The 11,575-nt window shown below is 60.6% G+C and carries 13 protein-coding genes and 1 tRNA gene; 9 read left to right on the top strand and 5 right to left on the bottom strand.

Features of this window, described 5'->3' with window-relative positions; all coding sequences use genetic code 11:
• The first annotated feature begins 49 nt into the window (after positions 1–49).
• Positions 50–1,012: a DNA topoisomerase IB gene (locus tag AC13C2_RS15835; protein ID WP_482887404.1), complete on the top strand. Its 963-nt coding sequence runs from the start codon at positions 50–52 to the stop codon at positions 1,010–1,012.
• On the opposite strand, the gene AC13C2_RS15830 is transcribed toward AC13C2_RS15835, so the two are convergent.
• Entirely contained in the window at positions 1,004–2,173 is a 1,170-nt protein-coding gene (locus AC13C2_RS15830; protein WP_482887403.1) for a HupE/UreJ family protein, read from the bottom strand. The genes AC13C2_RS15835 and AC13C2_RS15830 overlap by 9 nt on opposite strands.
• Between AC13C2_RS15830 and AC13C2_RS15825 the strand changes: the two genes are divergently transcribed.
• The 8 genes from AC13C2_RS15825 (at position 2,172) to AC13C2_RS15790 (ending at position 8,694) form a co-directional block, all read left to right on the top strand.
• Positions 2,172–2,981 (top strand): DUF4198 domain-containing protein, encoded by an 810-nt coding sequence (locus AC13C2_RS15825; protein WP_482887402.1) that lies wholly within the window; start codon positions 2,172–2,174, stop codon positions 2,979–2,981. The two genes, AC13C2_RS15830 and AC13C2_RS15825, sit on opposite strands and share 2 nt — an antisense overlap.
• 30 nt (positions 2,982–3,011) lie before the next feature.
• Positions 3,012–3,617, top strand: coding sequence for a 3-isopropylmalate dehydratase small subunit (leuD, locus tag AC13C2_RS15820; RefSeq protein ID WP_424337543.1), 606 nt, complete (start codon positions 3,012–3,014; stop codon positions 3,615–3,617).
• 242 nt (positions 3,618–3,859) lie between these two features.
• On the top strand, positions 3,860–4,705 hold the full coding sequence (locus AC13C2_RS15815; RefSeq protein WP_092759528.1) for a hypothetical protein: 846 nt from the start codon (positions 3,860–3,862) through the stop codon (positions 4,703–4,705).
• A 116-nt stretch (positions 4,706–4,821) separates the two neighbouring features.
• Complete coding sequence (locus tag AC13C2_RS15810) at positions 4,822–5,703, top strand: endonuclease/exonuclease/phosphatase family protein (RefSeq protein ID WP_482887401.1); 882 nt, start codon at positions 4,822–4,824, stop codon at positions 5,701–5,703.
• A gap of 58 nt (positions 5,704–5,761) precedes the next feature.
• Positions 5,762–6,865, top strand: coding sequence for a 3-isopropylmalate dehydrogenase (gene leuB, locus AC13C2_RS15805; RefSeq protein ID WP_482887400.1), 1,104 nt, complete (start codon positions 5,762–5,764; stop codon positions 6,863–6,865).
• Positions 6,866–6,933: 68 nt separating this feature from the next.
• Positions 6,934–7,908, top strand: coding sequence for a DMT family transporter (locus AC13C2_RS15800; protein WP_423787114.1), 975 nt, complete (start codon positions 6,934–6,936; stop codon positions 7,906–7,908).
• Between the two features lie 54 nt (positions 7,909–7,962).
• Positions 7,963–8,574, top strand: coding sequence for a methyl-accepting chemotaxis protein (locus tag AC13C2_RS15795; RefSeq protein ID WP_482887399.1), 612 nt, complete (start codon positions 7,963–7,965; stop codon positions 8,572–8,574).
• A 43-nt stretch (positions 8,575–8,617) separates the two neighbouring features.
• Positions 8,618–8,694 (top strand) — tRNA-Pro (locus AC13C2_RS15790).
• 105 nt (positions 8,695–8,799) lie between these two features.
• Here AC13C2_RS15790 and AC13C2_RS15785 read toward each other — a convergent pair.
• The 4 genes from AC13C2_RS15785 to fdh3B form a co-directional block, all read right to left on the bottom strand.
• Complete coding sequence (locus AC13C2_RS15785) at positions 8,800–9,396, bottom strand: peptide-methionine (R)-S-oxide reductase (protein ID WP_339640550.1); 597 nt, start codon at positions 9,394–9,396, stop codon at positions 8,800–8,802.
• Positions 9,397–9,533: 137 nt separating this feature from the next.
• Positions 9,534–9,659, bottom strand: coding sequence for a hypothetical protein (locus AC13C2_RS15780; protein ID WP_281243199.1), 126 nt, complete (start codon positions 9,657–9,659; stop codon positions 9,534–9,536).
• 5 nt (positions 9,660–9,664) lie between these two features.
• A complete protein-coding gene (locus tag AC13C2_RS15775) occupies positions 9,665–10,906 on the bottom strand; it encodes a formate dehydrogenase subunit gamma (protein ID WP_482887398.1) in 1,242 nt (413 codons plus the stop codon).
• A gap of 67 nt (positions 10,907–10,973) precedes the next feature.
• A complete protein-coding gene (fdh3B, locus tag AC13C2_RS15770; protein WP_092759539.1) occupies positions 10,974–11,573 on the bottom strand; it encodes a formate dehydrogenase FDH3 subunit beta in 600 nt (199 codons plus the stop codon).
• Between the last annotated feature and the right edge of the window lie 2 nt (positions 11,574–11,575).

Genomic DNA, 11,575 nt, shown 5'->3' with positions numbered 1-11,575 from the left:
CAACACGACGGCGGGGAACCGACACGGCCAGCTTGGGCGTTACCCCTGCATGAGCGCGCCGGATCTGATCTATTACCCCGACGACCGTCCCGGCATCACCCGCCGCAAGGCTGGTCGTGGCTGGTCGTATCGCGCGCCGGACGGCACAACCATCGACGACGAGGCGGAACGGACGCGCATTTCGGCGCTGGCTATTCCCCCGGCCTATGCGGATGTCTGGATCAGTCCACGCAAGCGGGGCCATCTTCAGGCCACGGGATACGATGCGCGGACCCGCAAGCAATATCGTTACCACGCTGATTGGTCCAAATGGCGGGCTCTGCAAAAGTTCGACGGACTGGGCGATTTCGGTGCGGCCCTTCCCTCGCTGCGCAGAACAATTGCCCGCGGGCTTAGTGGAGAGGCGGGAGAGCGTGATTTCGCAATCGCCGCCGTCCTGCGCCTGATTGACCGCGTTTCAATTCGCGTGGGAACCGAGGCCTATCGTTCGGAAAACGGCACCGAAGGCGCAACCACCCTGCGGTGCCGAAATCTCAAGGTCGACAATAATGGTGTAAAACTGGATTGGCGTGCCAAGGGCGGCAAGCGTGTACGGCGGCAGATTTCGGATCGGACACTTGCGCACGCCCTGCACGATCTGGCCGATCTGCCCGGAGCGCCGGTCTTCGAATGGATAGACAACGGAAAGCGCCGCACTGTGCATGCGGAACAGGTCAACGACTGGCTGAGCGAGGCGACAGGACTGGACCACGCCACCGCCAAGACGTTCCGCACCTGGAACGGATCGGTTGCAGCGATGGAAGCGGCGATGCGCGCGGGCGAAGGCGTAACCATCAAGGCGATGTCCGAAGCCGCCGCCGAGGCCTTGCACAACACGCCGACCATCGCGCGCAACTCCTACATCCATCCCGAGGTAATCGCCCTGGCGGAAAACTGGCGCGACGTGACGGTACCCGATCACCCGCCAGCCCTTCGACAGAGCGAACGGGCACTGCTGGATCTGTTAGGTTAGGTAGGGAAGGTCGCCCAGAACGCCGACCCGGTTCAAAAACCAGTAGGCGGCGATCGTCGCAATGATAAGCGAACCGGGAATGGCGATGGCGCGACGATAGAACGGTCTGGACCCGAAGGGCAGACCCAACAGCAGGAACGCAACGGCGATTACCGTCAGTTGCCCGATTTCCACGCCGACATTGAACGAGATCAGCGAAGCGACAAATTGGTTCCCGAGGCCGAATTGAGACAGGACACTGGCGAACCCCAACCCGTGCAACAGGCCGAAACCGAAGACCACTGCGATCCGGGGCCATCCGATATCGCGAGTGCCGCCTTTCCAGACGTTCTCGATGGCGACCCAGATGATCGACGCGGCGATCAACGGCTCAACGATGCTGGCGGGAACGGATACAATGCCGAGCGATGCCAGTGCCAGCGTTACGGTATGGGCCGCCGTGAAAGCAGTGACCTGCCAGAGCAACGGGCGCCAGGCGAGCGCATAGAAGAACAGGCCCAGCACGAACAACATGTGGTCCATGCCCTTGGGGATGATGTGATCGAATCCGGATACGATATATCGGTCGATCACATCGCCCAGCGATTGCTGCGCCACGCCGGTGCGCGGCATCGGGTCAGACAGGGCACCGTTGGTCAGATAGGTTTCATAGGCATCTTCGCTGCCCGTAGCGACCTGACGGATAATCAACCCGCCCAGCTTTGCGTCCCAGCCGAACACCACCGGGTCCTTGCCCACAGGCAGATCGGCCGTCAGGATCAGCGTGCTGTCCCGGCGGATCCGGGTGTCGCCGACGGACGGAATATCAACCGACGTCAGCGTCAGCGGAAGATCGACCCCGCCGGACTGGAGGGTTATATCCATGGCGATCTCCGGCCATGCAGCATCAAGTGCAGAGGCCAGTTCGGAGGGGGCAAGCGCGCGCAGTGCATCGTTCTGATCGGCAAGGGGCGACTCGTCGGTATCTGCGACTTCGGACAGGTTCACGCCGACGATCAAGGGTTCGACCGATGTGCGCAGCGTGATCGTCACACCCTCGGTGCCGATTTCGATATCGGCAACGGCAGGCTGCACCTCGTGCGCCGCGACCGTGAGTGGGAAAGCCATTGACAGCAACGTCACCAAAGCCACCCTAATCGAAACTTGCAGGAGAATGATCATGCCCACCCTTTCAAAAATAGTCGTTATCGCACTGAGCATGTTCGCCGCACCGCTACAAGCGCACGAATTCTGGATCGATGCGGAAGACTTTACCGTCGCCAGCGGTGAAGCGGTCACCGCCAGTTTCCGCAACGGGGAGAACATGGTTGGATCCGCGCTCAGCTATATTCCGGCCCAGTCGGCGCGGTTCGACATGGTTGTGAACGGCAAGGAGGTCGAGGTGCCGACACGCATCGGCAATAATCCGGCGTTCAACGTCGCGGGCCTGCCGGATGGTTTGCTTGCGATCCTGCACGAGACGACGGATCAGAGCGTCACCTATACGGAATGGGAAAAATGGGTGAAGTTCACCGATCATAAAGATTTCGCCTTTGCCCAGCAGGCTCATATCGACCGTGGGTTGTCGCAGGACACCTTCAGGGAAAACTACCGTCGTTATGCCAAGGCGCTGATCGCGGTCGGGGATGGGTCTGGCGAAGATCGGCTGAACGGTCTGAAAACCGAAATCGTGGCCGGTCTGAATCCCTATACCGACGATCTGTCGGGGGGGTTGCCGGTCCAGGTTTTTTTAGACGGTGTCCCCATCGCCGAGGCGCAGTTCGAGATGTTCGAGCGCGATGCCGCAGGCCAGGTCATCGTCACGAGACACAAAGCCGATGATCAGGGACGCGCAACGCTGCCGATGGTGCCTGGCCGCAGGTATCTGATCGACTCGGTCCAGATCGAAGAACTGGAACCCGCCAACGAGGGTGACGCCGGCTGGCTGACCCACTGGGCCGCGTTGACCTTCGCCGTGCCCGAGGCGTAGACCGTCCGGGCAATTCCCCCGGAGGACATCATGGACAAGTTCGAGACCATCACCGGAGTCGCGGCCCCCCTGCCGCTGATCAACGTCGACACAGACATGATCATCCCCAAGCAGTTCCTGAAGACGATCAAGCGATCCGGTCTGGGCGTGAACCTGTTCGACGAGATGCGTTATGGCGACGACGGGGCGGAGCTGCCGGATTTCGTGCTGAACAAACCCGCCTATCGCAATGCCGAGATCCTTGTGGCGGGCGAAAATTTCGGATGCGGATCGTCACGCGAACATGCGCCATGGGCCCTGCTGGATTTCGGGATTCGCGCCGTGATCGCACCCAGCTTTGCCGATATCTTCTATAACAACTGCTTCAAGAACGGCATCCTGCCAATCGTGCTGCCACAGGATCAGGTGGATGCCCTGATGAACGATGCCCGCAACGGCGAAAACGCGCGCATCACCATCGACCTCGACGTGCAGACGGTTACCGGCTCGGACGGCACGGCCTATCCGTTCGAGGTCGATAGTCACAAGAAGCATTGCCTGCTCAACGGGTTGGATGACATTGGCCTGACGATGGAGAAGGCGTCGTCTATCGACGCTTACGAATCTCGTGTTTCCCAAGAGCGTCCCTGGGTCTGACGTCAAGCACATTAACACCATGCTTTAACTATCTGAAAATGTAAAATTTATCTATAAATCCGGAAGTTTTGCGGCTTTCTGGGCACACAAATTCGCCCAAGGCTTTACGTTCTGTCTCAGCCGGTTGCGAGGCGAAGTTAAACAAGGCACGTTGGTGGCAAGAATGAGGCAGTCGCCCCAACGAGGGCAGAGCAAACAAGGTCCCAAATCATAAGGGACCATCCGGCAAGGATGAACAGGCAGTGATTTCGCAGCTTCCCGGTGCGTGCATCCGTGCGCTACTCATGGTGTCGATGGTCTTGACCCCATCGCTGATGCTGCCCGAGATGAATTCCCAGATCAGCGATGCGACGGTTCTGATCGCTTTGTTTGCCGCCCTTTTCGTGATCGTGGAATACGGTTCCACCTACCCCGGTCTGGTCGAGTTTCGCGGCGCGCCACCGTTCAACCGCGTGCGCTTCATCACGCTGTTCGTCACGCTGACGCTGATTGCCATTGCGCTGTCGGGCAAGCAGGACGCTTCGCTTCTGTCGCGGTTGGTCATGGCTGTGGGCGTTCTGCTGGGGCAGTCAATGGATTTCCCGCTATCGCCGATCCGTCTTATTTTGTGGTTGTTGCCTGAAGGAACGACATTGTCCGAGGCGCACAGCGTCCGCGCAGCCGCCGGTCTTGCCTATCTGACGTCGCTGGTGGGGTTGACGATCTTTGCGATCATGATCCGTGTCAAAGGCTGGCCCTCTCCGACGGGCAGCTTCAACGTCTGGATCAATCTGCCGACCTTCGACCCGACCGCCGGAGCCGATGTCGTCAAGCGTCTCAATCGCGACGGCGCCGTTAACATTCTGTTAGGGCTTATGCTGCCATATCTGACCCCGCCGATCGCGATGTTCATCGCAAACTCCTACGGGATCTCGATGATGAACAGCGATCTGATGATGGTCTGGGTGATGTCGCTATGGGCCTTTCTGCCTACTTCTCTTTTCCTGCGTGGCATCGCGATGCGTCGACTTGCGCTGATGATCTCGCAGAAACGTCGCCGTTTCGGCACCGATGGCGCGATCCCCGATCCGGCCTTCATGCCCGCCTGACGTCGATTGGCGCGGCCATCGCAGCGTCTGTCTGGCTGACGGCCTGTGCCGCATCTGCGGAAATCATCCGCTTTGCAACTTACGATACCGGGCTGGGCCGCAAGGGGCCGGGTGTGATGCTGCGCGACCTTCGGGCCGCCAGGAACGAACAGTCCGAGGCCGCGCTGGCTGTCATCGCCGCCGGTCAGGCTGATGTGATCCTGTTGATGGACGTCGATTGGGACCAGGGTAGCCTTGGGCTGGATGCATTGGCCGAGCGGCTGGCCGATCTGGGTCAGAGCTATCCATATCGACTGTCGCTGCGTCCGAATTCCGGCATCCCGTCCGGCGTCGATCTGGACGGCGACGGCACTACGCACGAGGCGCGAGATGCGCTGGGGTACGGCTGGTTCACCGGCGACAGCGGGCTGGTTGTGTTGTCGCGCTATCCGCTGGGCAGGACACGTGACCTGAGCGATATGCGCTGGTCGGACAGATCTGAAGCCGCGCAGCTTCTGCCGCCGGAAGCGCGTCAGATTGTTCCACTGGCCACAACGGCGCAATGGGTCGTGCCGGTGATGCTGGGCGCGACCGAGATCACGCTGATCACCCTTTCGGCGGGCACCCCGGTATTCGATGGTCCGGAAGATCGGAACGGGCTGCGCAATCGTGACGAGCTGGCGCTGGTTTCGGAACTTGCACGGGATGCCGACCTTCCGTTGGTCATGGGCCGTGCCAATCAGGACCCGGAGCGGGGGGAAGGTGTCCGGGAGGCCCTGTTCGATCTGCTGAACCTGACCGCACTGCAGGATGCCCGGCCAACCGCTCCGGACGGATCATCGGCGACTGTACGCTGGGACGGTCCGGGTGAGATGCGCGTCGATTACGTCCTGCCGCCCCGCGCGCTGAGCGTGGTCGGTGCGGGTGTCCTCTGGCCCGAGCCGGGCGATCCTTTGCGCGCCATTACGGAAACCGCCGGCCCCGCGCGGCTGGTCTGGGTCGATGTGGCGGTTCCTTGACGCTTGCCGGGTCAGGGATTACGCCACGGTCAACCGGATAACGAAAGGCCCCAGACACATGGCGAACCCCTCCCTCCTGATCCTGCCGGGCGACGGTATCGGTCCCGAAGTCATGACCGAAGTCCGCCGCGTGATCGACTGGTTCGGTGCGAACAAGGGCCTTACCTTCGACGTGTCCGAAGACCTTGTGGGCGGCGCGGCCTATGACAAGCACGGCACGCCGCTGACCGACGAGACAATGGCCCTCGCGCAGAAGGTTGATGCCGTCCTGCTGGGCGCTGTCGGTGGTCCGGCCTACGACAACCTCGATTTCAGCGTGAAGCCAGAACGTGGCTTGCTGCGCCTGCGCAAGGAAATGGATCTGTTTTCCAATCTGCGCCCTGCACAGTGTTTCGATGCGCTGGCCGATTTCTCGTCGTTGAAGAAGGATATCGTCGCCGGTCTGGACATCATGATCGTCCGCGAGCTGACCTCCGGCGTGTATTTCGGCGAACCGCGCGGCATCCACAAGGAAGGCAACGAGCGGGTCGGCATCAATACGCAGCGGTATACTGAATCGGAGATCGCCCGCGTGGCCCGCTCGGCGTTCGAACTGGCGCGCAAGCGGTCGAACAAGGTCTGTTCGATGGAAAAAGCCAACGTGATGGAGAGCGGTATCCTGTGGCGCGATGTGGTGCAGGAAATCCACGATGCCGAATACCCGGACGTGGAGCTGTCACACATGTATGCCGATAACGGCGCGATGCAGCTGGTCCGCGCACCCAAGCAGTTTGACGTCATCGTGACCGACAACCTGTTCGGCGACGTGCTGTCGGATTGCGCCGCGATGCTGACCGGGAGCCTGGGCATGTTGCCGTCCGCCAGCCTCGGCCTGCCGATGGCAAACGGTCGTCCCAAGGCGATGTATGAGCCGGTTCACGGATCGGCCCCCGACATCACCGGACAAGGCAAGGCCAACCCGATCGCCTGCATCCTGAGCTTTGCGATGGCCCTGCGCTATTCCTTCGACGAGGGGGCATATGCCGACCTGCTGGAAGGCGCGGTCGAAAAAGTGCTGGCCGATGGCGCACGCACGGCGGACCTGATGGGCCCGGACGGTGGCACCCCGATCAGTACGACCGAAATGGGCGATGCAATCCTGGCAGCGCTTGACGCCGCCTGATTTGACCATCCGCGTCACTCCTTCGGGAGGAGGGTGCCGCGGCCTCATATAAACTCCGGAGCGTGACCTTGCCCGACAAGTCCTCCCCCCTTCCCGGTATTCTTCTGTCGCTGGCGGCCTTCGGTTTGTTTTCGACGCATGATATCGCGGTCAAAATGCTGGGCAGCGGTTATGCTGTGTTCCAGATCGTGTTCTTCAGCGTCCTGCTCAGCTTCCCGCTGGTGATCTTCATGCTGCTGCGGGACAACGAAAACGGCACGCTGATCCCGCGCCACCCCTGGTGGACCGCGCTGCGAACGGTCTCGGCGGTGATCACCGGATTCTGTGCGTTCTACGCCTTCTCGGTCCTGCCGCTGGCTCAGGTCTATGCCATCATCTTCGCTTCGCCGCTTTTGATCACAATTCTGGCAATTCCCGTTCTGGGCGAAAAGGTCGGTCTGCATCGTGGAGCCGCCGTCGTGGCCGGTCTGATCGGGGTCATGGTGGTTCTGCGACCCAGTGACCTGAACCTCGGGCTGGGTCACGCGGCGGCGCTGACGGCGGCTTTCACCGGTGCGCTGGCTTCGGTGATCGTGCGCAAGATCGGGCGCGACGAACGCTCGGCGGTACTGCTGCTTTATCCGATGGTGGCGAATTTTGCGGTGATGGGGATGTTGCTGCCCTTCGTCTATCGTCCGATGCCGCTGGGCGATCTGGGGCTGTGGGCGATGATGGCTGCCCTCGCATTTCTGGCATCGCTCGCGTTGATCCAGGCATACCGCAGGGCCGATGCGGTTCTGGTCGCGCCGATGCAATACAGCCAGATCCTCTGGGCCGCGCTTTACGGATGGGTGTTCTTCGACGAGACTATCGACCAGGGTACGGCGGTCGGTGCGGGCATCATCATCGCGTCGGGTCTTTATATCGTGCTGCGCGAAGGACGGGGGCGATCGCGAAATGCGCCTGTCCTGCGCACAAGGTCCCGCGCCGAGACGGGAACGACACCGCGCATTTCGCCCCTGCTGTCGGCCAAGGATCGTGCTGTACCGCAAGACGAGACTTAACGCATCTTTAATGCCGCGCTGCTATCGCACAGTGAAAGCAAGTGGGATGCAATCATGCGGCAAAAGGAAACCTGGCAAAATGATCCCATCGTCCGGGTCGAAAAACACCTGTATCCGTTGATCCCCGGCCTGTTGCGGCATTCCATATCTGCCAAGGCGGCTGGCGCGGACCTGATTCGCGCGGTGCAGGAGGCCGCCTCTGCGCTGCGGGCAGCACAACACAGGTATCTCGACCCGATAGACATCAAGTTGACCCCCGACACGCGATCAAAGTTCGATGACATGGCGAATCTGCTGGATCGGGTCGCCGCAGCACTGCCCGACCCCGCTGGCCTGGAAGCGACGAATTTTCTGGATGTCGAGTATCTGTGCGGTGCGTTCACCGATCATGTCGAGTCGACGCTGGACGCGCTGAGGGCTGATTTTCTGAACGAGGTTCTGGCACGGCAGGAGCGGGCAAAAATGCTCTCGACCATCGCGGCCAAGGAAGTGACCTCGATCAGTCGCCAGATCTATTTCATCTCGATCAATGCGTCGGTCGAAGCGGCGCGGGCGGGGGATGCCGGTCGCGGATTCGCAGTTATCGGAGAGCAGATTCGCGGTCTGTCACAGGATGCCGCAGCGGCACTGAAACGCATGTCGGGCAGCGGTGCGCGGCTGCAATAACGCTTGCCACCAACGGGTGGGGCCGATATGCCCCGCGCACGGTCGGGCTGTGGCGCAGCCTGGTAGCGCACCTGCTTCGGGAGCAGGGGGTCGGAGGTTCGAATCCTCTCAGCCCGACCAGTTTCAGCACATCGAGAACACCCGGCCTGTTGGACCGATTGCCGAACGAGCGTCCGCTATATAATGCCCGCGCAATCAGAGCTTCGGAGCATTTCAGCGTATCCGTCAGGCCGCTTCGGGCGAGAAGTTCAGTGAAGTGCCATTGATGCAATGCACCAACTTGTTCTCGACGTACAGAATGTGACCAAGATGCGAGGCACAGCGTCGGCAATGCACTTCCAGCGACAGCAGCGGGTCAAGGAGATCTCGTTCCTCATCGGAAAACTGTGAAATATCGACCTCGGTCGGTAACATTGGCGCGTCTTTATCACCGTCTCTTTGGGCGAACTGGGAATAGACCGACTTGTCGATCCCGGTCAGAACCGAATTCGGATAGGAATGGCGATAAAACAGCCAGCCCTTGTCGATCACGACCTTGAACCGTCCTTCGTATAACGGAAGATCGCAGCCCTTGCAGGTGTAGGTTCCGTCCTCCTCACTGTCCCAGAGCGGGTCCGATTTCGGGGCTTCGGTCCCGCCAAGGCGCATGATCGTGTATTCGGTTTCAGTCAGCATCGCGCGCCATTCCTCGTCAGTCCGCGTGACTTCGAAGTGAAAGGCGTCGCCATCCCTGGCAATCGCCCGACCTCCCAGTGCCATGGCCGCAAAGGCGGCGGGAACTGAGCTGAACAGGAATCGGCGCGTCGTCCTTATCTTCAACATAACAATAACCTCCGGAATATATCGCTCATCAGACCGGAGATGGAGCCTTTAGGCGACTCAATTGTGCGGCACGAAGTTTGATCAGCTTGTGATCAGGCGCGTTCGATCGGTAGCAATCCGCCTATCGCGCCGGCGGATCAATTCAGTCTGACGGAGGAAGCGGCCTGTCGCTCGGCTGAAGAAAAACCAGCGTTATCATAGGCAACCTGTGCGATCACGGCGATCAGCAGAGCGCTGGCGAATGCGGCGAACATGGTTTTCATCGTCTCTACTCCGCTGGTGCGTTGCCGGGTCTGTCCCGCTCGGCCATGATTTTTTCTGCCCAGATCGAATGGTGTTCAACCGCCCATTGCTCCTCGACCTCGCCCTTACCCATGGCGTCGTAGGCCCCTTCCATCCCGACAGAGCCAAGATAGATATGCGCGAAGATCACGGCGGTCATCCCGAAGGCGACGATGCCATGCCAGATCTGGGAATACTGCATCTCTTCCTGCGGAGTCAGGTCGATGGGCAGCGGTCCAAGCCCGACAAGTTGCGGCAAACCCCAGTCATTGAGCAGCCCGAAGGTCGAGGCGAACATCGGCAATTCGAAAGGAAACAACATCGACAGGCCGGAAACCGAAAGCGATGCGCCGCCAAGTATAACGATCCAGAAAATGATTTTCTGGCCTGCGTTGAACTTGCGTGCAGGCACATGGCCCTTGCCGAAAATGCCGCCGCCGCGCGCCAGCCATATCAGGTCGTCCTTGTTTGGAATATTCTGGAGGACCCACATGAAGAAGATCATCACAAGACCGATCATGAAGGCCCAGCTGATGTTGTTGTGGACCCATTTGGAGGCGATGGCGACCGGCGCCCAGCCTTCGGCCCCAAACAGCGGAATAAATGCGATCCGCCCGAACAGTACCAACAGTCCAGTGATCGCCAGGGCAATGAAACTGCCTGCGGTCAGCCAGTGGCCGAAGCGTTCATAGGTCTTGAATCGCAAAAGGGTGCGCCCGGTTTTGGGGCCGTCGATCCGGATGCGACCCCGGATCACGAAGAACAGCGCCAGGAGTGCCAGGGTCACCAGCAGCAAGATGCCGCCCCAGATTCGCAGCGGCCCCGCGCGCCATTTCAGCCAGGTCATACCACCATCCTGAATCAATACGGTCGCAGCCGGGCCACGTTGCTGTGTCGTGATCGGGATGGAGTTGAAACGAATGCCGCGCCAGAGTTCCGGATCGGATGCACCACCCAGTGTGCCGAGGTCATCGGTCATCGGCAATCCGATGCCGCCAGTGTCTGCCGCGCGGGAGGCATCGTTGAGGACAGGCTGATCCTGACCCTCTCGTTGCGCCTGCTGTCGGGCCATGATGTCGGCCAGCGTCGGCGCGCCGCCGGTCGCCGAACGGTCAAGCGACTGAACGTCCGGAGCGTTGCCCCCCGGTGGAATCACATCCACGGATACGCCTTCCTGCGCCATTGCAGGAAGGGTGAATGCGATCAGAAACAGAAACGCACGGATCATGGATGTTCCCCCAGAAGCCAGGACGGCCCGCCCCGATTTGCCGGAGCCAGCCAGATCGGGAATGATTTCAGCCGTCGCGGACTTCGGGACCATAGGCCGTGGACCAACCCCAGGCACCCGAACCGAATCCACGCGCCACGATCCGCTCGCGGTATATCGAACTGACCTCGTTCGAATCCCCGGCCAGCAGGGCCTTGGTCGAGCACATTTCGGCGCAGATCGGAAGTTTGCCCTCGGCGATACGGTTACGACCGTATTTGGTGAACTCCGCCTCGCTGAAATCTTCCTCCGGTCCACCGGCACAGAACGTGCATTTGTCCATCTTGCCGCGCGATCCGAAATTGCCGGCGGTCGGATATTGTGGCGCGCCGAACGGACAGGCGTAAAAGCAATAGCCGCATCCGATGCAGAGATCCTTGGAGTGCAGGACAATGCCGTCATCGGTTTGGTAAAACACGTCGGTCGGACAAACCGCCATGCAGGGCGGATCGGAGCAGTGCATACAGGCGACCGATATCGAGCGTTCGCCCGGCTGACCGTCCTGGATGGTGACCACCTTGCGGCGGTTGATGCCCCATGGAACGTCGTTTTCGTTCTTGCAGGCGGTGACGCAGGCGTTGCACTCGATGCAGCGCTCGGCGTCGACGAGAAATTTCGCTCTTCCCATGA

This window comes from Jannaschia sp. L-14R (assembly GCF_056857695.1).
Note: the sequence above shows the minus strand (reverse complement) of the source record. Positions and strands in the feature narration are given on the sequence as shown.